The organism is Maridesulfovibrio sp. FT414, from assembly GCF_050916235.1.
Lineage (GTDB): Bacteria > Desulfobacterota > Desulfovibrionia > Desulfovibrionales > Desulfovibrionaceae > Maridesulfovibrio.
This window is the reverse complement of record NZ_CP104854.1, coordinates 1018807-1039984: the sequence shown is the minus strand read 5'-3', so window position 1 is coordinate 1039984 and position 21178 is coordinate 1018807. Positions and strand designations below refer to the sequence as shown.

Genomic DNA, 21178 nt, shown 5'->3' with positions numbered 1-21178 from the left:
CATGGAGTGCGAGTTTGAGAAAATTCATAGCGTAGCCGTCATCGGGTCCCGTGGACAGATGGGTGGCTTCCTCGCGCTCAAGGCCGAACGCGCCGGGCTTCTGGTGCACCGTTTCGATACGCCGCTGGATGAGGAAAAAATGGCCCGTCGCCTGCCGGCTACGGATTATGTACTGCTTTGCATCCCGGTTACGGTCATGGATGACGTTCTGCCTAAAGTGATTCCTCATATGCGCAAGGGCGCTGTGCTTTCCGATGTCGGTTCGGTCAAGGGCCGTCCTGTGCAGCAGATGCTCCGGGCATACGATGGACCTGTTGTCGGAACTCATCCCCTGTTCGGACCGGTGATCCCGAACGATTTCGCCCCCACCGTGGCCCTTGTTGCCGAGCGTGCGGAGGACCGTCCCTCCCTGCTGGCGGTTAAGGATTTCTTTGAGCGTCTCGATTTCGGTGCCTTTGAATCTTCCGTTGACGAGCACGACAAGGCCATGGCCATGATTCAGGCCCTTAATTTCAGTTCTACAATTGCCTTTCTGGCCTGTTCCAGAGAGATCCCCAATATCAAAAAGTTTGTTACCCCGTCTTTCAAGCGCAGGCTGGAGTCCGCGCGTAAGATGGTAACTCAGGACAGCGATCTTTTCGCGACTATTTCCGACGCTAATCAGTACAGCCAGGAAGCGATTCGTCTGTTCCGTTCTTTTCTCTCTCTTGCTGCGGCCGGTGACATGGACCTGCTCGCAGATCGTGCATCCTGGTGGTGGCGTGAGAACAATACCTAGGGAGAAGTGCATTCAAAAATCAAAGGCCGCGTTCTCCCGAGGACGCGGCCTTTTTTTATATATAAAATTGGTGTGAGTGCTTATAATTAATGTCCACTGCTTTCGGTAAACCTACCGGAAGGCCCCCTTCGGGGGGCAGTGCAATGCGAATAATTAAAACGGAGAGCTAATATGAAGATTGAACTTACTCAGTACGGCAAATGGTTGCCTGCTGACACGCAGACTCCGATCAGCCTTTATCTCGGGCTGGTGGGGGACGCGCCGGGAATTCTGCTTGAGAGTGCGGAAGTTGACGGAAGGCTGGGACGTTACAGCCTTATCGCCTGGGATTTCAGACTCAAGCTGTCTCCTGCACGCGGTAAACTGGCTGTGGAATGTGCGGACTCAAGGCTTGCTGGTTTGGCAAGTTATTCCGGTATGGAATTTCTGGACGGCATGCGTGCGGTCATGAAAGCCCTGCACCTGAATACCCAGCCGGAAGTGGGTGAGCTGCCGCCGCTGACCAGAGGGCTTTACGGAACTCTCGGCTACGGCATTGCCGGAATGCTTGAACCTAAACTCAAGGACAAGCTTCCTCCGGACGAAGCCGAAGTGCGGCTTGCCCTGCCGGGCCGGGTGGTCCTGTTCGATCACCTCAAGCACAGTTGTTGTTTCTTGTCACTGGACAAGGACGCCGAGCCTGAATTTACCCCGCCGGTATTCGGTGCAGCCTGCGAACCGACACATGTCGGTGATCCTGTAGCCGTTCCCGGACGGGAGAAATACAAGGAAGGGGTCAAACGGATTAAGGAACTTATTGCCGAAGGCGAGTGCATTCAGGTGGTTCTGTCCACCCGTTTCTCAGCACCTTTCAGCGGCAACTCCTTTGACTTGTACCGCAGACTGCGTCAGGCCAACCCTTCACCGTTCATGTTCTACATGAAGTTCAGCCGCGAAGAGATTCTGCTCGGTTCTTCTCCGGAGATGATGGCCCGCTGCGAAAAGGGCAGGCTGGAAGTCCGCCCCATCGCCGGAACACGCCCGCGCGGAAAGGATGCAGCCGGAGACCGCATCTATTCCGAAGAACTGCTGGCCGATCCGAAGGAACGTGCCGAACACGTCATGCTGGTGGACCTCGGACGCAACGACCTCGGCCGTATCGCCAAGGCCGGTTCCGTGTCCGTGGAGAAGTTCATGCAGATCGAATACTTCAGCCACGTAATGCACATCACATCCTACGTGGAAGCCGATCTTCGCGATGATCACGATGCCATTGACGTGCTGCAGGCCACTTTCCCGGCCGGAACCCTTTCCGGTGCACCGAAAATCCGGGCCATGGAAATCATTTCCGAGATCGAGGAAGTCCCCCGCGGACCTTACGGCGGCTGTATCGGGTTCATCGGCCTGGACAAGGATACCGTGAACATCGACACCGGTATCACCATCCGCTCCATGTGGATTCGTGACGGCAAGTGCCATTGGCAGGCCGGGGCAGGAATTGTCTACGATTCCGATCCCGAGATGGAATGGCTGGAGTGCAACAACAAGGCAAGGGTACTTAAGGAAATTCTGCAGTCGGAGGGCGGCGATGTTTTTACTCGTGGATAATTTTGATTCATTTACCTTCAATCTGGTGCAGGCCTTCCAGCAACTTGGGGCCGATCCGCTGGTGCTGCGCAATGACCGGGAGGAAATCCTTGAGCTGGCCGAATCAGGCAAGCTTGAAAGGGTCTGTCTTTCTCCCGGACCCAGCAACCCTGTGAATGCAGGCCTGTCGCTGGAATTCCTTGCCCGCCTGCCTAAGGAGGTTCCGGTTCTGGGTGTCTGTCTCGGACACCAGACCCTCGGGCATTTCGCAGGGGCCTCGGTCGTACGCGCCGGGCGCATCATGCACGGCAAGACTTCCGATGTGTACCACAAGGGCGAGGGGATCTTCACCGGTCTGGATAACCCCTTCAATGTCTGCCGTTACCATTCGCTGGTGGTCAACGTCGATGAAGCCCCGGATCTGCTGGAACTGACTGCATGGACAGAACAGGACGAGGTCATGGGACTCCGCTACAAGGATCGCCCCTGGACCGGCCTTCAGTTTCATCCCGAATCCATCCTGACCCCGGACGGACCGAAGCTGCTGAAGAACTTTCTGGATGGGAATATTTAGATATTGGTTTCGGCATTACTGCCGATCAGCTTTCCGCGGGCAATAACTTTTAACGGTGTTTCGCCTCTTCATAAGGAAAAATATCCGATTGCAGGAAGCGAAGCTTATTGAAAGGTTTTGGGATTCTTAAACCCTTTTGCAAAAGGGTTTAAGCCGCCGGAGGCAAGCCAGATAGCAAACGCGCGAAGCGCATCATATATTAATAAGGATAAAGATATGTCACAGATCATTACTGAAGCCCTGACAGCTTTGTCTTCAGGTCAGGATCTGACCACCGAACAGGCTGATGCTGTTTTTGAGAAGCTTTTTTCAGGAGATATGACCAACGCTCAGGCCGGAGCCCTGCTCATGGGTCTGCGCAGCAAGGGCGAGAAAGCCGTGGAGGTTGCCGCAGGTGTGCGTGCCGCCCTGCGTGAGGCAAAACTGATCAAAGGTATCAACAGTCCCTGCATCGATACCTGCGGAACAGGCGGAGACGGAACCAACAGCTTCAACTGTTCAACCGCCGTGGCCCTCTATCTTGCGGACATGGGTTACCTTGTCACCAAGCACGGCAACCGGGCGGTTTCCTCCTCCTGCGGCAGCGCCGATGTTCTGGAAGACCTTGGGGTTTCACTCGGAACAAGCGCAGCAGAAGCTCGTGATGTGCTGGTGCGGGACAAATTCGTGTTCCTTTTTGCCCCCAATTACCACCCCGCCTTCGGAAAGATTGCCCCCATCCGCAGGGAGCTGGGCATTCCGACCCTTTTCAACCTCATGGGCCCCCTGCTGAACCCCGCCCGTCCCACCCACCAGATTCTGGGCGTTGGCAGGCCGGCGATCATGCGCCTCATGGCTGAAGTTCTGGCCCTCACCAATGTGGAGAAAGCCTATGTAATTCACGGCGCGGGCAATTTCGATGAACTGACTCCGTTCGGCATAAACGACGCGATCCTGTTGGAGAACGGCGAGCTGACCGAGGTGAAGATCAATCCGGCCAATTACGGTTTTGCTGCTGCCAAACCGGAAGATGTGGCGGTAAAGGACCGGGCTGATGCACTGGCTACCATCCGCAAGGTGCTGGCCGGTAAGGCTCCGCAGCCCATGATGGATATGGTTGCCCTGAACCTCGGTGCGGCCATTTCCCTGCTGGATGGCGTTTCTCTTGAAGAGGGCATGGAAAAAGCCAAAGCCAAGGTCGCCAAAGGCGTGGACCGGGAATACTAGGTCATGCTCGATAAATTCAGAAAAGCTAAACTGGCCGAGGTGGACATGCTCCACCGGTTGCACAGCGAAGGCAGAATGCCTGCCGGATACACCGGCACACGTCCGTCATTTGCGGATGCCATCCGTCGGGATGAGGGCGGTCTGAAAGTCATTGCCGAGTACAAGCGTGCTTCCCCGTCCAAGGGAGACATCAACCTCGGACTCAGTGCGGCAGATGTGGCAAACATGTACGCCGCCGGAGGTGCTTCGGCCATTTCCGTGCTCACCGAGGAGGAGTACTTCAAAGGCGATCTCCGTTACCTTGATGAAATCAAGGCCAGCGGACTGCCCATGCTGCGCAAGGATTTCCTCACAGATCTCCTGCAGATTGAGCAGACCCTGTCCACCCCGGCTTCGGCTTTGCTGGTGATTGTGCGCATGTTCGAGGATGACGGGTACCTGAAGGAAATGATCGGGCGCACCCATGCCGCAGGGCTTGATGCGGTGGTGGAAGCATTTGACCAGACCGATCTGAGCAGGGCCAAGCAGGCCGGGGCAAAGATCATCCAGATCAACAACCGCGACCTCGATACGCTGGGCATCGACATGAACCGTTCCATCGAGTTCATACGGCAGAAGGATGCGGGTGAAATCTGGATCTGCGCCAGCGGCATCAGCGAACCTGAAGATTGCGCACAGATGAACGAACTTGGTTACGATACCGTACTCATCGGCACATCCATCATGTCCAGCCCTGATCCGCAGGCCAAGCTTGCCGCGCTGGTTGCGGGAGGCCGTTCATGAGTCTGCTGGTCAAGGTCTGCGGAATGACCCGTGCGGAAGATGTCGCAGCCTGTGAAGAGCTGGGCGCTGATTTTATCGGGTTCATTTTCCATCCTGCCAGCCCGCGTAATGTGGAAGTGAATTTTGCCCGTTCCGTCAGCGGAACAAAGGCGAAGAAAGTCGGGCTGTTCCTGATGCAGAGCGCAGCCGAAACCATAAAGATGATGAAGCAGGGCGGGCTTGATTTCGCCCAGTTGCATGGCGGGCAGAATGAGGAGTTCTGCCGGACCGTCGGCAGGGAGAAAGTCATAAAGGTGCTCTGGCCGCAGCGTTATGAGTCCGTGCAGGAATTCCAGCACGACATAGACCGCTTTGCGCCCCATTGCAGCTACCTGCTTTTCGATGCCGGAACTTCCGGGGGCGGGCACGGAAAGACTCAGCCTTTCGAGGTGTTCAGTGAAGTTACCATACCCGTTCCCTGGCTGCTTGCCGGAGGGCTCTCCCCGGATAACCTTGAGGAAGCCATCACCACGGCACGCCCGCACGGGGTGGATATAAATTCCGGTGTGGAATCGGAGCCGGGCATAAAAGATAAAAACAAACTGGGCGCGGCCTTTGATGCCATTGCCCGGACAAAATGAGGACATAGTGATGAAAAGAGGATACTTCGGAGATTTCGGCGGACAGTTTGTTCCTGAACTGCTTATGCCGCCGCTGCTTGAACTTGAAGAGGCCATGGAAAAGATCTTGAAGTCCAACGAATTCCAGCAGGAATTTACCCGTCTTCTCAAGGATTTCGTGGGACGTCCCACCGCTTTGACCCATTGTGCGAATATTTCGCGTGAGCTCGGTTTCAACCTCTGGCTCAAGCGCGAGGACCTTGCCCATACCGGAGCCCACAAGGTCAACAACACCGTAGGACAGGCTCTGCTGACCAAGATGATGGGTAAACCCATGCTGCTGGCAGAAACCGGAGCCGGGCAGCACGGCGTGGCCACTGCCACCGCCGCGGCCCTGCTGGATCTCGATTGCGAAATCTACATGGGTGCAATCGACGTCAAACGCCAGTCACACAACGTGCGGCGCATGGAACTGCTCGGCGCGAAATGCGTTCCCGTAAAATCAGGAACCCAGACCCTCAAGGACGCCATCAACGCCGCCCTGCGTAAATGGATCGCCGACCAGCGAACCACCCATTACTGCTTCGGTACCGCCGCAGGTCCGCATCCCTTCCCCCTGCTGGTGCGTGAATTCCAGTCCATAATCGGTCGTGAAGCCAAGGCCCAGTTCAAGGAAAAAACCGGCGAACTTCCTTACATGGTCGTAGCCTGTGTCGGTGGCGGATCAAATGCCATCGGCATGTTCCACGAGTTCGTACAGGAAAAATCCGTCAGGATCGTCGGCGTTGAAGCCGCGGGAACCGGAGAGCCGGGCTGCACCAACTCCGCACCCATCAACCTTGGCTCACCCGGGGTTCTGCACGGAATGCGCACCCTGCTCCTGCAGACCGAGGAAGGGCAGATCCTGCCTTCCCACTCCATCGCCCCCGGTCTTGATTACCCCGGTGTCGGCCCAGAACATGTTCATCTGCATGCTACCGGCCGCGCCCAGTACGGAACCGTAAACGACCATCAGGCACTGAAGGCATTCCAGATGCTCTGTCGCAGGGAAGGAATCCTGCCCGCGCTGGAAAGTTCCCACGCCGTGGCCTGGGTTCTGGAGAACAGGGCTTTAATCCCCAAGGACGCCAACGTAATAGTCAACCTGTCCGGTCGCGGCGACAAGGACATGGGCATTCTCGAAGAATATCTCGCCAAGCACGGAAAATAGGGGAAACGACAATGAGTATTACCAAACTTGCAGACAAGATTAACGAGGCCAAGGCTCAGGGCCGCATCGCCCTTATCCCGTTCCTGCCGGGCGGCTACCCCAACCGTGAGCAGTTCTGGAAGGAAATTCTGGAACTGGACGCAAACGGTGCGGATGTCATCGAGATCGGTATGCCTTTTTCGGACCCCGTTGCCGACGGTCCGGTGGTCGAGGCCGCATCGCTGAAATGCCTTGATGACGGCATCAATCTCAAATGGATTCTGGCCGGGCTTTCCGAGAACCGGGCCAAGATCAGTGCCGGTGTACTGCTCATGGGTTACTACAACCCGGTACTGCAGTACGGGCTGGAAAAATTTGCCAAGGATGCCTGCGCTGCAGGTGTGAACGGGCTGGTCATTGCCGACCTGCCCTACGAGGAAGGCGTTGAATTCCGTGATCTGCTCGCCAAATACGAGATAGCGCTCATCCCTCTGGTGGGTCTGAATACCGAAAAGGACCGTATGGGACTGTACGCCAAGGGCGGTAACGGTTTCTGCTATTACGTATCGGTACTCGGCACTACCGGTGACCGTGACAGCCTTCCCGAGGAAGTTAAGGAAGGTCTTGCCAAGGCGCAGGATGTATTCAACATCCCGGTGGCGCTTGGCTTCGGTCTCAAGGAGCCCTCTCAGCTCAAGGAACTGGATGGGCTGGTCGATGCGGCGGTCTTCGGTTCCGCACTGATCAGGCATATTGATTCCGGGAAAAGTTCAGCGGAATTCATGAAGGTCTGGAAGTAGATTCAACCAGGACGGCCGGGGAAGGAGTTTGCTTGCAAAAGTTCAACCTCCCCCGGCCGCCGGTCTATTTGTACTTTTTTATAAGCAGTGGGGAAGTCATGTCTGATGATGCGTTTATTGAGAGGGCAAAGATCTGGGATAAACATCCCGAGCTTTGCCGGATAGCTGATGAATTTGCTGCTGAAGTGGAAAAGATCGTTACATTCGGTCCCGAAGATGTGGTGATGGATTTCGGATGCGGAACAGGGCAGGTGGGTTTGCGTTTCAGCACACGGGTAAGGCACATGGTCATGCTGGATACCTCGGCGGCAATGCTTGCCGTGCTCGGCGAAAAGCTGGAGCGCAACCATATTGATAATGTAGAGGTAATCTCCAAGCCTTTACCGGGAGCTGAGCTGTCTTCCGGGCAAATGGATACGGTTTTTACCTCAATGGCTCTGCATCACGTCGAAAATCTGGGCGGGCTGTTCAATGATATACACGGGTTGCTAAAGCCAGAAGGAAGATTGATTCTGGGGGAACTTCTGCCTGAAGATGGGAGCTATCACGGTGACGAGATTGTACCTCATCACGGGTTCAATCCGGAGTCGCTCAAGCTTGAACTTGAAGAAAACGGTTTTTCCGTCAGCAGATGCTATGAGCATGGCGTGGTCAATAAACCCGGAAAAGACAGTGTGTTGCGCCAGTATGGCAAGTTCGTGCTTGAAGCTCGCAAAGCCTAGGGCTTCTGCAGATAACCCCGTTCGACCATGCCCTCCACATCCTTGAAGCGGCCCATTGCAGTCAGCATGTTGTTGAATCCCAGCTTTGAGTAGAAGCCTTCCTTGCCGGGAACGGCGTAAAGGATGACGTTGAGCGGGCTCAACCGTTCCAGCATCACGTCCATTATCATCCTGCCGATTCCCTGTGACTGATACTGCGGCAGTATGCATAGGTCGTAGATTACACCGTTGTACTCGCCGTCGGTAATTGCCCGGGCAAAGCCGATGTATTCTTCGCCGTTACGGGCAAAACAGACCAGTTCGCTGTTGGCTGCGGCCCTGCTGAGTTTTTCCGGCTCCCTCGTTCCAAGGGGAGCCTTTTCAAATATTTCAGCAACCTGTTTCCAGTCGATGTCGTCCAGCTCAAAACTGATTGTGATGTTCATTCGGTAATCTCTGTTTTGGGATTTTGTTCAGGCCAGATTATTTTCCAGTCCCGAGTATCCCTGCACAATGCCCCGGATTGGTACAGGGCGCGTTCGATGGTGCCGTCTCTGCGCAAGATGTTCAAGCCCTTTTCAAGGGCTTCATAAACATCCTTCCCCCCGGAATGCTTGCGGGAAACCATGAAATGTCTGCTGTAGGGTAAGACAACCTTTATTCCCTGAACAGGGTAAAGGACGTCATCATTGTTGTAATGATTTCCGGCACCGCGTGCAAATTCCAGAAGCGTAAAATCAGCGCGTCTGCGGGAAAGCATTTTGAAAAGCAGCGGATAGGTCGGGGCAGTTTCTATTTTGTCAAACCCCATTGAGCGCAGACAGGCGATGTCGGTCGTCCAGGCCATTCCGGTGATAGGCTTCAACTTAAGCAGGGAATTCAAATCCGGTTGTGATTGCAGCAGCCCGGATTCGGCATATGTGTAGATCCCCTTTTCGAATTCGCCGCTGCGTATTAACGGGGCCGTCTTGTACACGCTGTCGTCAAAGTGCTGTTCCCATATATCCGTGTCCAGTATGTGGGCCTTGCCTTTTTTCAGCTCTGATAAGCTGCGCGCGTGGTTCGGGTAGGGGATGAATTCAAATTGGGCATCCATCCCGCCTGCATTGAGAGCCTGCACGATAATAAGCAGCGCGATTACCGGGCGGCTTGCATATTTTGAGCTGTAGTCATGGATTTTTAACGGATCACCACCCTTATCGGAGATGAATTTTTCGTAGCTTGCTTTAGTGGATTGCAGCCCGGCGATATATACAATTTCTTTTGCATCAAGAACTGCCGGGAAAAGCAGCAGAATGATCAGCAGTGAAATGGTTTGCTTCATATATGACTCACGTAAATAATTTACGTGTTACCTACATTACATTGGCCGGTAACTCCACCACAATTCTAAATCCCTCCGGGCAGTTTTCAGCCCGCACTGACCCATCATGAATGCGCGCTATTTTTTGCGCTGCAGCCAGTCCTAGTCCGGAGCCTGGAATCTCGTGACCTTTCAATCTGTGGAAGGGATTGAATATTTCCTCCAGATCTTCCGTTTCAAGGGGAGCGTGGGTGTTGGTCGTGGATATGATGATTCTGTCTTTTTCCTCTTTAAGGTTCACGGCAATGGTGCCATTCTGATCAGTATACTTGAGGGCATTGCCCAGAATATTGTCCATGATGATTCTGAGTCCGTTGCGGTTGCATCCGGACATCTTAACTTCGTCAAGATCCTGTTCTACACTGATATTGTTGCGTATTGCTGATGGAGCATATTGGGTGAGCAGGTCTTCAATGAGAACCTTCAGGTCGGCGGTTTCGTTCATGGCCGGCGGCTTATGCATGTCCAGTTTGGAAAATTCGATGATCTTGCCGATGAGTTCATCCATGTGGGTGATTTCAGACTGCATCCCGTTTACAAACGTCTCGCAGCCGGCGGTGTTCCCGTCCTCTATGCGTTCCTTGAGCATTTCAAGGGAGATGCGCATTCTGGCCAACGGACTGCGCAGTTCGTGGGATACGTTTGCCGTTAGTTCTCGGCTGGACTTGACCATTTTTTCCAGTCCTTCGGCCATGTTGTTGAAGGCTTTGCCAAGCTCGGCGATTTCATCGTGTCCCTTCATGTCCACCCGTTGCCTGAGGTCTCCCTGACCCATTTTGGATGCTGAATCTGTCAGCCTTTTCAGGGGCCGGATCATCCTTCTTGAGACCGGAATCAGAAATATTGCCGCGAGTACGGTAAGTACAAGCTGCCCTTTGAGAAACCAGCTTTCCTCGTCAAATTTGGGGAATGAGTAGAACAGATGGTAGGTGAACGGGTAGCCTTCCGGCAGGCTGGCCGTGTAGACTCCGTAAATGCTTTTCAGGCCATTGTTGTTTTTCTTGTATATGTACGCCCCTTCATGGGACTTTGCGGTTTCCCCGCTGGTCCATTCACTCATGTCCGGAATTTTCGATCCCGCCGAAGCCACAAGTTCACCGTATGGCCCGGTAATCCATATCTCCGCCTGCAGGGATTTTCCTAGCGCAACCAGTATGGGAGTGAGCACTTTCCGCTCGTGCTCGGCAGAAATGTGAGTTGTCCCGAGTTCCAGTTCGGCAAGATTTTTTACCGTGATCAACTGGCGCTCCATGTGGTTCACCCGTGGGCTTTGCGCCCACGACATGTGGATCAGCCCGATGAGAATAAGTTCCGAAACTATCAGAACCAGCATGAAGGAAAGGAATATCTTCAGGTAAAGGCGGCTTATCTTCATTCTTCGCTCACGAACATGTAGCCGGTTCCCCATACGGTCCTGATGCGGGACTCGTGGTCCGGGTACGGTTTGAGGATGGCCCTGAGCTTGCTGATGTGTACATCAATGGAACGGTCGAACGCATTGAAGTCCTTACCCCAGACCGAGGTCATCAGGGAGTCGCGGGTAAGCGGTCTTCCCGGATTCTCCATCAGGGCCTTGAGCAGTTTGAATTCGGTGGAGGACAGCTCCAGAGATTCTCCGTCGATTTCAAGCTTCTGGTGAGCTACATGCAGTATCATTCCCGCAACTTTTATCTGTCCGGCGGCTGGACTGGCAAGGCGGATCGGATCTGTGGATCTGCGAAGCACCGCCTTGATCCGTGCCAGAAGTTCGCGCGGATTGAACGGCTTTGAAATGTAATCGTCAGCTCCAAGTTCCAGTCCTACGATTCGGTCCGTGTCCTCGCCTTTGGCGGTAAGCATTATTACCGGGATGTTGGAGTGGGGGCGCAGGTCTCGCAGGACTTCAAGCCCGTCCTTAACAGGCATCATGATGTCCAGAATTATGATTTCCGGGCGGTTTTCCCTGATTTCATCAAGGATTCCTTCCCCGGAATGGAGGGTGCTGACCGAATAGCCGTATCCCTCAAGGTACTGGGTCAGCAGTTCCCTGAGTTTGGCATCGTCGTCTACTATCAGTATCTGGTGTTTCTGTTCCATCTTCGTACCGTACCTGTGTGTGACAATAGGGGAAAGGTCGGGCTGCCGCTTTTTTACAATTGTTAACAACTTTTTGCATGTGGCTAATACTATTTTACTCCTTTGCAGTTATTAAAATAAAAAAAGTAATGCAATGGAGAATCCCCGATGCAGTCCGACAAACATAAAATTATCACTCTCTTTGTGCTGACAGCTTTTCTGCTGTCTGCATGCTCCCCGTTCAAGCCTGATCCTCGTGAAGGGATGACCCTTGGTGTCCCCATGAAATACTCCCTTTATTCCGCAGAGCCGCGTGAACAGGGGAAGTGGTGGGAAAAGTTCAACAATCCTGAACTGAACCGGCTGGTAGAAGAAGCGCTGATTGCGAACTTCGATGTGCGCACCGCCTGGGCCAAGCTCCGCCAGCTGCGGGCAACAGCGGTCAAGTCCCGGGCCGACCTTTACCCGCAACTTGACGGTGGAGGTTCCTACACCAATTCTCGTTCCGGTAATGACGGTACCGAGGGGACCAAAGGCTCCACTGAATCGAACTCTCACGAACTCGGACTTTCAGCTTCATATGAAATAGATCTCTGGGGCAAGATTGAAGCCCAGACCGCATCCGGCGAGCTGGATTATCTTGCCTCCCGCGAGGATGTGAACACCGCGGCGATGACCGTTGCCTCCGAGGTTGCCATCCGCTGGATCAAGATCCAGCAGCAGCGCCAGAAGAAAGCCATTTACAAAAGACAGCTTGAAACCAACGAAACCTACCTTGAACTTATCGAGCTGCGTTTTCGCAACTCTCTTGCCACAGCTCTTGATGTCTTCCAGCAGCGTGAAACCGTAGCCCGCACCAAGGCCCTGATTCCTCCGGTCGAGTCGCAGGAGAGGCTGCTTCTCCATGAACTGGCGCTGCTGCTTGGCCGTCCTGCCGGAACGGTTGATGTTGAGACGGCCGGATACCCGGAACTTCCTGCTCTTCCTGGACTGGGCATTCCCCTTGACCTTATGTCCAGCAGGCCGGATGTGCGGGCAGCGGGTTTGAAACTTCAGTCTGCCGACTGGGCGGTCACTGCTGCAAGGGCTGACCGTCTGCCGTCAATGAGTCTGTCCGCTGAGGCCGCATTCACCAGTGCTCAGCTTGCCAACCTGTTTTCAGGTTGGATGACTTCACTGGCTGCATCCGTGACCGGACCAATTTTCGACGGATATGCTCGCGAGGCAGAGGTTGAGCGCACCAGAGCCGTTGTTGATGAAAGGCTGCTTGCCTACAAGGAGACTGTCTATACCGCATTCAAGGAAGTGCAGGACGCTCTTGTGCAGGAAAAATGGCAGCAGGAATACATAGCGGCCCGCAAAAACCAGCTTGAGGCGGCACGGGTCAACCTTGAAGAAGCCGGTTCCCGGTATCTGCAGGGACTTGAGGATTACCTGCCCGTGCTCAGTGCTCTGGTAAGTGTTCAGGATCTTGAAATAAGTATAGCCGAGGACGAGGCCAATCTTCGCAGCTACCGCATTTCCCTCTACCGGGCCCTTGGCGGATCGTGGACGGAGTCCCTGTCCGATGCCGCTGAACTGAAGCCCGAAAAAGATGATGCTGTTGCTGTTGAAGCTGCGGAAGAACTGGAAAAGCAAACTGTTCCTGCAATATGGGGGAATTAAGATATGACCAAGAAATTCATGTACTACGTCAAACAGATCGGCCTTAAGGGCATTGTCCCGCTGCTTATCCTTGTCCTTGCAGTTGCCGGGGCCAGGTTCCTTATCCAGACCAAACCGGTGGCCAAAAAGAAGGCTCCGGTGGTATCGGCTCCGCTGGTCAATATCGATGTTCTTGAAACAAATGACTATCAGGTCTGGACTCCGGTCATGGGTACCGTGGAAGCGGCCCGTACCATTACCCTTGAGCCTCAGGTGGCCGGTCAGGTTGTCGAGATAAGCGATTCCTTCATTCCCGGAGGATATTTCGAGAAAGGTCAACAGGTGCTGCGTATTGATCCGCTCGACTATGAGCTTGCTTTCAAGCAGCAGCAGGCTGTCGTTACCGAGGCGGAATACAATCTCAAGGTGGAAAGCGGGCACCAGAGGGTCGCCGGGCGTGAGTGGAAGCTGCTCAAGAAGTCGTCCGGCGGAACAGCTCAGGAAGCAGAACTGGCTTTGAGAAAACCGCACCTTGAAAAGGCTGAGGCAGATCTTTCCTCTGCGCAGGCCAAGCTTAAAAAGGCTCGGGTGGACCTCGCCAGAACAAGCGTCACAGCTCCTTTTGCCTGCATGCTGCTCAGCAAGAGTGCTGACCTCGGAGCATACCTCTCCCTCAGCGAAGCCATCGGCACCATAGTGGGTACTGATGAATTCTGGGTTATGACATCAGTTCCTGTTGACCGTATCAGCCATATAGAGATCCCCTCGGCCGCCAACGGATTCAAGGGGGCCAAAGCCCGCGTTGTGGTGGGGTCCGGTAGGAGCGCCGTGGAAAAGGAAGGGGAGGTCCTTAAGCTGCTTCCCTCACTTGAATCCAAGGGACGCATGGCACGGGTCATCGTTTCGGTAAAGGACCCCCTGAATCTTAAGGGCGGCGAAGGTCCTCCGCTGCTGCTTGGCAGTTACGCCAACGTATATATCGATTCCGGCAAGCTGGAGCAGGTAATAGCCATTCCCCGGACTGCATTCCGTGACAATGACACTCTCTGGATAATGAAGGAAGGGGGAGTGTTGGACATCCGGCATGTGGAACCCATCTGGCGTGATCAAGACAATGTTTATCTGAATGCAGGGGTATCCAGCGGAGAAAAACTGGTCGTCACAGATATTTCTGCTCCTCTTCAGGGAATGAACCTGCGCGAAAACGTCACCACTGCTGAAAAGGTGAATAACAATGGCTGAAAATAAAAGACATAAAGGCGCTATTGCCTGGATGGCCGGAAACCCGGTCGCCTCAAACCTGCTGATGCTCATTCTGCTGGTCGGCGGGCTGGTGATGGGCTTCAACATCAAGCAGGAAGTTTTTCCTGAGTTCACCACTGACACGGTCACAATCAGCGTAACCTATTCCGGGGCCAGTCCTGAAGAGGTTGAGCAGGGAATCGTGCTTGCAGTGGAAGAGGCGGTCATCGGACTTGACGGAGTCAAGGAAGTCTCAAGTTCAGCCTCCGAGGGATCAGGATCTGTCACCGTAGAAGCCGTTGAAGGCTATGACCTGCAGAAGCTCAGCCAGGACATAAAAAGTGAAGTGGACCGCATCACCTCCTTCCCTGAAGAAGCGGAAGACCCGGTCATAAGCATTTCCTCGCGCAAGAGGGGAGTGCTATCGCTCATGGTCTACGGAGATGCATCCTCCCTTGCCCTGCGCAAGGTTGCAGAGCAGTTGCGCGAGGACCTGATAGGCGATCCTGAAATTACTCAGGTGGAACTCACCGAGGTCAGCGGCCTCCAGGTGTCCATTGAGATTCCTCAGGATAAGCTTCGGGCTTACGGACTCACCCTTGCCGATGTTGCAGACATTGTTGACAAGACTTCAGTGGAACTTCCGGGCGGCGGTATCAAGACCGAGGGGGGAGAGATTCTGGTCCGTTTCAAGGAACGGCGTGACTATGCCCGCGAGTTTGCCCGGGTGCCGATCGTAACCGAGGATGACGGGACCCAGGTGCTGCTTGAAGATGTCGCGGAGGTCAAGGAGGACTTTCAGGACAGTGACAATATAACCTCCTTCAACGGCAAGCCGGCGGTTCGTATTGAAGTCTACCGTATAGGCAACCAGACCCCCATCAGCGTTTCGGATGCCGTGCATGCCAGACTTGAGTCATTCAACCAGAGCCTGCCTCAGGGCGTGCATGTAGCTGTGCGCAACGACTTCTCCGACGTATTCCGCCAGCGTATGGATCTGCTTCTTAACAACGCCTATATGGGGCTCGGATTGGTCTTTATCTGTCTGGCCCTTTTCCTTGAGCCCCGTCTTGCATTCTGGGTGGCCATGGGAATTCCCATTTCGTTTATGGGAGGCATGCTCATCCTTGCTCCGGCAGGAGCAAGTATCAACATGGTGTCCATGTTCGCCTTCATCATCACCCTCGGTATTGTCGTTGACGACGCCATTGTGGTCGGTGAGAACGTCTATACCATGCGGCAGCAGGGTATGCACTGGCTTGATGCCGCATGTGAGGGTGCTAAAAGTATTGCCATGCCGGTTGTCTTCAGCGTGCTGACAAACATAGTTGCTTTCATGCCCATGTTTTTCGTGCCGGGTGTTATGGGCAAGATCTTTAATATCATTCCGTTGGTAGTTATCAGTGTTTTTTCCATTTCACTGGTGGAGTCCCTGTTTGTTCTGCCTGCCCACCTAGGGCATGGCAGCAACCGCAAGCCGGGTAAGATCATGGGCTTCATCCTTAGGAATCAGCAGAAGATATCCGACGGACTGCTTCGGTTTATACAGAACGTGTACAGACCGTTTCTGGACCGGGCCGTGACCTGGCGATACCTGACCGTGGCTCTCGGTATGGCATGTCTGATAGTCTCTTTCGCCTACATTAAAAGCGGACGCCTCGGATTCACCATGTTCCCCAAGATCGAGTCCGATTATGCCTACCTGACCGTGGATCTTCCATATGGCACTGCAAAGGAAGTCACCCTGAAAGTGCAGGACAGGGTTATTGCTGCAGCGGAAAAGGTTGCGGCTGAAAACGGCGGGGATAAGCTGGTTGAAGGTGTTTATTCGAAGATAGGCGGTTCCGGCAGGCGCGGGACCAGTGGAAGTCACGTGCTGAAAGTGCAGGTCTTCCTTACCGATGCGGACACAAGGCCCATTTCCACGGACGAATTTGTCAGGCAGTGGCGCAGAAACCTCGGCCCGATCCCCGGTTCCGAGTCCGTCCTGTTTGAATCAGACCGTGGCGGTCCGGGGTCAGGAGGCTCCCTTGAGATAGAACTCAGCCACAGCGATATCGAAGTGCTTAAAAGGGCTTCGTCAGATCTCGCAGAGGCGTTAAGCACCTACCCCAAGGTCAAGGATATTGATTCCGGATACTCTCCGGGCAAGCGGCAGCTCGACTTTGAACTGCTGCCAGCCGGGCGCAGTCTCGGACTCACTTCCCAGAATGTTGCCAAGCAGATCAGAGCCTCCTACTACGGGGCCGAGGTCCTCAGACAGCAGCGCGGACGCAATGAAATAAAGGTCATGGTCCGCCTGCCCGAATCGGAGCGTGTTTCAAAGTACAACTTTGAAGAGTTGATGATCCGTACCCCTGACGGTAAGGACGTCCCGCTGCGTGAAGTGGTCAGAATCAAGGACGGCAGGGCATACACCGCCATTGACCGCCGTAACGGACGCAGAGTTGTCTCTGTCGCGGCAGATGTTACCCCCCGTAAGGAAACCTCCCAGATCATAGCCGATGTCGTTGCCAACGTCATACCGAGGCTCAAGGCCGACTATCCCGGACTCGGTTATTCCCTTGAAGGAAAGCAGGCCGACATGCAGGAAAGTACCGACAGTCTGATTACCGGGCTGTTGATGGCCATGATGGTCATTTACGCACTGCTGGCCATACCGTTCCGCAGTTACTTCCAGCCGATCATTGTTATGCTCTGCATCCCGTTCGGTATAGTTGGTGCGGTTATCGGGCATATTCTGCTCGGATACAGCATGAGCCTGATGAGTCTCTTTGGGATCGTAGCCCTCAGCGGGGTTGTAGTTAACGACTCGCTGGTGTTCATCGACTACGTAAACCAGCAGCGTCGCAATGGACATTGCGCCTACGATGCGGTTCTTGAAGCCGGAACAGCCCGTTTCAGGCCGATCATGCTGACCACGCTGACCACATTCGGCGGACTTGCCCCCATGATCATGGAGACCTCCAGACAGGCCAAATTCCTGATTCCCATGGCAGTTTCTCTCGGGTTCGGTATTGTTTTCGCCACCGGCATCACGTTGATGCTTGTTCCCGCATTCTATATGATATTCGAGGACATCAGGCTGGGGTTGCGCAAACTGTTCCGTATTTCAGATGATGATCTGCGGGCTGACGGAGTGACCGAGCATTACCCGGTAACCAAATGCGAACACCGACCTGAATAAATTGAATCCCGCCCGGTTCCAGCCGGGCGGTTTTTTATTTACGTCTGATCCGTAGAAATTCGTCCTTTGTTCCTGTATGGTTCGCTCATGTCAAAACGTCCGGTTCTTGTACTGCAGATGCAGCGAATGGGGGATCTTATCCTCTCCTTCCCGCTTTTTCTCTGGCTTGAGCGAACTTATCCTGACCATCCCATCTGGGTTGTGGCAGAGGAAAAGTTTTTTCGTCCGCTCATGCAGGTCAGTCCGCGGGTTACATATTTTCCGTGGCAGGGACTGGGGGTGCTGCGTCAGCACAGTTATGAGCTTATAGTCAACCTGAGCATACGCGCCCAGGCGGCTGAGCTGGCCGGTGAATTACAGTCTGAAGCCAAGCTTGGCCCGATTTCCGGTCCTGAGGGAACCTATATTCTGGGGGACTGGCACCTTTACCGGGCCAGCGTCGTGGAGAACAACCGGCATAACCGCTTTCACTGGGCAGACCTGAATGCCCTTGACTGTATCCCGCTGAACCGCATGGGCCGGACACGCTGGCCGCAACCGCGCACTCTGCAAGGCGGAGACAACCGCATCGGTCTTTTTCTGGGAGCAAGTGAGGAGTCCAAACGGCCTTCGGTTGATTTCTGGGCTCGTCTCTGCTCGGAACTGCTCGGCCGGGGGATGCGCCCGGTTCTGTTCGGCGGTCCCATGGAGCAGGGGATGGGGCAGGAGGTTGCCCGTCTTTTCGGAGGTCCGGTGCTGGATATGTCCGGCAGGCTGAACCTCGGAGAACTCATTGCGGTCGGGCAGTCGCTTCAGCTCTTCATTACACCCGATACCGGCCCCATGCATCTTGCCGCATGGTCCGGACTCAAAGTGCTCAACCTGTCCATGGGTAACGTCAATCCGTGGGAGACCGGTCCGTATCAGTCCGGCCATTATGTGCTCCGGTCAACCATGAGCTGTGCGCTGGGCTGCTGGAGCTGCAAGAGAGAACGTCTGTTCTGTCACGACCCCTTCACCCCTTCGCGTATAGCGGTTACTGCAAAACGAATGATCCTCGATGATAGGGCCGGACTGTCCAAAATATCCATGCCGGGGTTGCGGCTGTCTTTGTCATCCAGAGATGATCGAGGACTTTATTTCCTGCAGCCGCTGAGCGGGCTTTGTTCCGCATCCGGTGACCGGCTCGGAGTGTTCTGGCAACAGTTTTTCGGTGCTGCATTCGGGCTCTGGGACTTTGCTCCTGCGAGCGTTTCATGGTCGGAATTGGCCGTCGACAATGCCGCTCTTGCCGAAAAAATGCGATCCCATCTGCCCCGGCTGGGCAGGGAGTTCAGCAGGGGGCTTGCCAGAGGCAACCCTCTTGCCGATTCTTTCTGGAGTTCATGTCCTTTGATTCTGCGGCAGTTCTCCGGTTACGTACATCTTTATCTCCAGAACAATAATTACAGCAGGCAGGCCTGGGTCAGGGTCCTGTCTCTTTTTGAACAGCTTGCCGCGGTTGTAGGTTCCTAGGCCGGAAGATTCGTTGGCTTATTCCTCCTCCCTGGAGAATTCTTTTTTCCAGCAGGAATTCCGTTAACCAGCGTCCTTTTAACCCAGGCAACGTCCGCATTAAGTAAAAGCACTCCATTCAGAACTATTTTCCCGCTGCGGCAGATTCTGCCTCTTTCTCTGTCAGTTCTCTTGTCTTAACATGCTTAAATATCAATAAATCATTTTTGGCACACCTCGTGAATACAAGTTGAACGAGGAGTTACGAAAATGAAAATACTTCCACATCTCGAACAAAAAAATCAGGACCTGGCGGCACTGCTGGACAGGTCGGCTCAAGTCGAAAGCTCTTATCGCTCGGCAATGTTCGATACTTTCCTTTATTCCAGCCAGTCCGAGGCGGAATCCTTCTATCAGCCACTTCAGGATACGGCCAACAGCCTGCAGTCCGTGAATGAGCAGAGGGAGTCCTCCCGTTCCGAGGCACAGAAAGCTTCTGACTATATCGACGAAGCTGCACGCAACGTTGCCATGCAGTCTGTGGAGCAAAAGCCGCAGGATATGCAGGTCAGCCGTGAGGACTGGAAGGATATCAGGAAGGAGCTTGAAGAGTACGGCATGGATTCAAAGGATATCAATGATCTTGAACAGAAGGTCATGAGTGAGAACGGGCTTACCTACGGGCAGCTCGTCAACCAGATTTCCGCAATGATGAAGGGGCTTAAGGGAATTGAACTGACTCCTGTTCAGGAGCAGAACCTGAACTCCATCTTTGCAAAGCTCGGTTTCACTCCCGATGAATCGAACTCCATGCTTGCTTCCATCCGGAAGGGCAATCTTGGTGATGTTGTTGAAAAGATGCAGGCAAAGCTTGCAGCCATGTCCGATTCCAAGCAGGTGCAGTTTTCCGAGGAAGAGACAAAGACCCTCAGCGGTCTTTTCAAGCTTTCCGGTGAAGACGGCCGGAAGATCGCGCAGCTTTTTACCGCTGAAGGAGCTACTGCCGCTGATCTGAAGAAGGGGTTTGCGGTGCTCAAGGACGCTCTTGTCAAGCAGCAGAACGAGCAGGATGCCAAGGATCTCAAGCTGGTCAAGACGGTTGCCAAGTCTCTGAACAACACCATGGAAAAGGCTTCCGACCAGTCTCCAAGTGCTTTTCGCATGGCTTCGGCTGACGTTATCAGCGATTCCATGGGAGCGGCCAAGGAGGTTGGAGAGAGCGTGAAGCAGGACGTCCGTAATGCGGCAGATAATTCCGCTCAGAACGGCCAGCACCAGAAGGATCACAAGGGAAACGGCTCAGAAGGCAACACCGGAAACGGTATGACCGACTCCGACTCCAAGACCGGCCAGAAGCACTGGCTTGAACAGATGCTCTCCGATTCCAAGCAGGTGGACAGCTGGAGCAATTTCTTTGGTAAGCTCTCCGACGAGTCCGCTTCCGGGCTTGATGGCAAGCTGAACGGAAATATTTTCGGCAATGCGGTCGGAACCCTGCAGAATGCTGCAAAATCAGCACAGGCAGGCAAGGCCAGTTCCATGTGGGAAAATACTGCCCGGTCCAACATTCTGGAGCAGGTTCAGCAGGGAGCATTCAAGAATATGGGACAGGGACGCAGTCAGCTGACCTTGCAGCTCAATCCCCATGATCTTGGCACGGTTAACGTACTCCTGCAGGTAAAGAACAAGGACGTTCAGGCTGTTATTAAGGCCGAGAACCCCGAGACAGCAAAAGTTATTGCCGAGCAGCTTGAGGTTGTTAAGCAGGCACTGGAGGAACAGGGGCTCAAGGTGGAAAAACTTGAGGTCCAGACAGGCATAGCAGATCAGGGAACACAGAATTCCTGGCAGAATGCTCAGGATCATAACAGTGCGCAATATAAGGAAATGATGTCTGAAATGCGCCGCCGTTGGCAGATGATGAGGCATGAAGGAACCTCTTTGGCCCAGGAAATGCAAACTGTAGATCGTACGGCAGCAATTTCCGGTAACGGGCTGTACATAGTAGCTTAACAAAA

At 54.1% G+C, this 21178-nt stretch carries 18 protein-coding genes; 14 read left to right on the top strand and 4 right to left on the bottom strand.

All coding sequences use genetic code 11. The features are described 5' to 3' along the window. The first annotated feature begins 1 nt into the window (after window position 1). From N7E73_RS04665 to N7E73_RS04625, 9 genes are all read left to right on the top strand, one after another. A complete protein-coding gene (locus N7E73_RS04665) occupies window positions 2-778 on the top strand; it encodes a prephenate dehydrogenase/arogenate dehydrogenase family protein (RefSeq protein ID WP_432737863.1) in 777 nt (258 codons plus the stop codon). A gap of 171 nt (window positions 779-949) precedes the next feature. Then, entirely contained in the window at window positions 950-2365 is a 1416-nt protein-coding gene (locus tag N7E73_RS04660; protein ID WP_432737862.1) for an anthranilate synthase component I family protein, read from the top strand. Then, the gene (locus tag N7E73_RS04655; protein ID WP_432737861.1) at window positions 2346-2918 is read left to right on the top strand and encodes an anthranilate synthase component II; all 573 of its coding nucleotides are present in this window, start codon (window positions 2346-2348) and stop codon (window positions 2916-2918) included. Before N7E73_RS04660 ends, N7E73_RS04655 begins: the two co-directional genes overlap by 20 nt. Window positions 2919-3134: 216 nt before the next feature. Then, window positions 3135-4124: an anthranilate phosphoribosyltransferase gene (gene trpD / locus N7E73_RS04650; RefSeq protein ID WP_432737860.1), complete on the top strand. Its 990-nt coding sequence runs from the start codon at window positions 3135-3137 to the stop codon at window positions 4122-4124. Window positions 4125-4127: 3 nt separating this feature from the next. Continuing rightward, window positions 4128-4907: an indole-3-glycerol phosphate synthase TrpC gene (locus N7E73_RS04645; protein WP_432737859.1), complete on the top strand. Its 780-nt coding sequence runs from the start codon at window positions 4128-4130 to the stop codon at window positions 4905-4907. Continuing rightward, entirely contained in the window at window positions 4904-5527 is a 624-nt protein-coding gene (locus N7E73_RS04640) for a phosphoribosylanthranilate isomerase (protein ID WP_432737858.1), read from the top strand. Before N7E73_RS04645 ends, N7E73_RS04640 begins: the two co-directional genes overlap by 4 nt. Window positions 5528-5537: 10 nt before the next feature. Beyond that, a complete protein-coding gene (gene trpB, locus N7E73_RS04635) occupies window positions 5538-6716 on the top strand; it encodes a tryptophan synthase subunit beta (protein ID WP_432737857.1) in 1179 nt (392 codons plus the stop codon). A gap of 11 nt (window positions 6717-6727) precedes the next feature. Further along, the gene (trpA, locus tag N7E73_RS04630) at window positions 6728-7495 is read left to right on the top strand and encodes a tryptophan synthase subunit alpha (RefSeq protein WP_432737856.1); all 768 of its coding nucleotides are present in this window, start codon (window positions 6728-6730) and stop codon (window positions 7493-7495) included. 98 nt (window positions 7496-7593) lie between these two features. After that, the gene (locus N7E73_RS04625; protein WP_432737855.1) at window positions 7594-8217 is read left to right on the top strand and encodes a class I SAM-dependent methyltransferase; all 624 of its coding nucleotides are present in this window, start codon (window positions 7594-7596) and stop codon (window positions 8215-8217) included. Here the strand turns inward: N7E73_RS04625 and N7E73_RS04620 are convergent. Genes N7E73_RS04620 through N7E73_RS04605 form a run of 4 tightly spaced genes read right to left on the bottom strand, consistent with a single transcriptional unit; the run spans window position 8214 to window position 11635 of the window. After that, window positions 8214-8642: a GNAT family N-acetyltransferase gene (locus N7E73_RS04620; RefSeq protein WP_432737854.1), complete on the bottom strand. Its 429-nt coding sequence runs from the start codon at window positions 8640-8642 to the stop codon at window positions 8214-8216. The two genes, N7E73_RS04625 and N7E73_RS04620, sit on opposite strands and share 4 nt — an antisense overlap. Then, the gene (locus N7E73_RS04615; RefSeq protein WP_432737853.1) at window positions 8639-9520 is read right to left on the bottom strand and encodes a hypothetical protein; all 882 of its coding nucleotides are present in this window, start codon (window positions 9518-9520) and stop codon (window positions 8639-8641) included. Before N7E73_RS04615 ends, N7E73_RS04620 begins: the two co-directional genes overlap by 4 nt. A 31-nt stretch (window positions 9521-9551) precedes the next feature. Beyond that, window positions 9552-10934 carry a HAMP domain-containing sensor histidine kinase gene (locus N7E73_RS04610; protein ID WP_432737852.1) on the bottom strand — a complete coding sequence of 461 codons (1383 nt, stop codon included), beginning with the start codon at window positions 10932-10934 and terminating at the stop codon, window positions 9552-9554. Beyond that, window positions 10931-11635, bottom strand: coding sequence for a response regulator (locus tag N7E73_RS04605; protein WP_432737851.1), 705 nt, complete (start codon window positions 11633-11635; stop codon window positions 10931-10933). The genes N7E73_RS04610 and N7E73_RS04605 overlap by 4 nt, the downstream gene beginning before the upstream one ends. 147 nt (window positions 11636-11782) lie before the next feature. On the opposite strand from N7E73_RS04605, the gene N7E73_RS04600 reads away from it, so the two are divergent. The 5 genes from N7E73_RS04600 (at window position 11783) to N7E73_RS04580 (ending at window position 21173) form a co-directional block, all read left to right on the top strand. Then, the gene (locus N7E73_RS04600) at window positions 11783-13279 is read left to right on the top strand and encodes an efflux transporter outer membrane subunit (protein WP_432737850.1); all 1497 of its coding nucleotides are present in this window, start codon (window positions 11783-11785) and stop codon (window positions 13277-13279) included. Window positions 13280-13282: 3 nt separating this feature from the next. Continuing rightward, entirely contained in the window at window positions 13283-14500 is a 1218-nt protein-coding gene (locus N7E73_RS04595; protein WP_432737849.1) for an efflux RND transporter periplasmic adaptor subunit, read from the top strand. Continuing rightward, window positions 14493-17687 (top strand): efflux RND transporter permease subunit, encoded by a 3195-nt coding sequence (locus tag N7E73_RS04590; protein ID WP_432737848.1) that lies wholly within the window; start codon window positions 14493-14495, stop codon window positions 17685-17687. The genes N7E73_RS04595 and N7E73_RS04590 overlap by 8 nt, the downstream gene beginning before the upstream one ends. 87 nt (window positions 17688-17774) lie before the next feature. Next, on the top strand, window positions 17775-19181 hold the full coding sequence (locus N7E73_RS04585) for a glycosyltransferase family 9 protein (protein ID WP_432737847.1): 1407 nt from the start codon (window positions 17775-17777) through the stop codon (window positions 19179-19181). A 249-nt stretch (window positions 19182-19430) separates the two neighbouring features. Continuing rightward, window positions 19431-21173, top strand: coding sequence for a flagellar hook-length control protein FliK (locus N7E73_RS04580; RefSeq protein ID WP_432737846.1), 1743 nt, complete (start codon window positions 19431-19433; stop codon window positions 21171-21173). The last annotated feature ends 5 nt before the right edge of the window (window positions 21174-21178 follow it).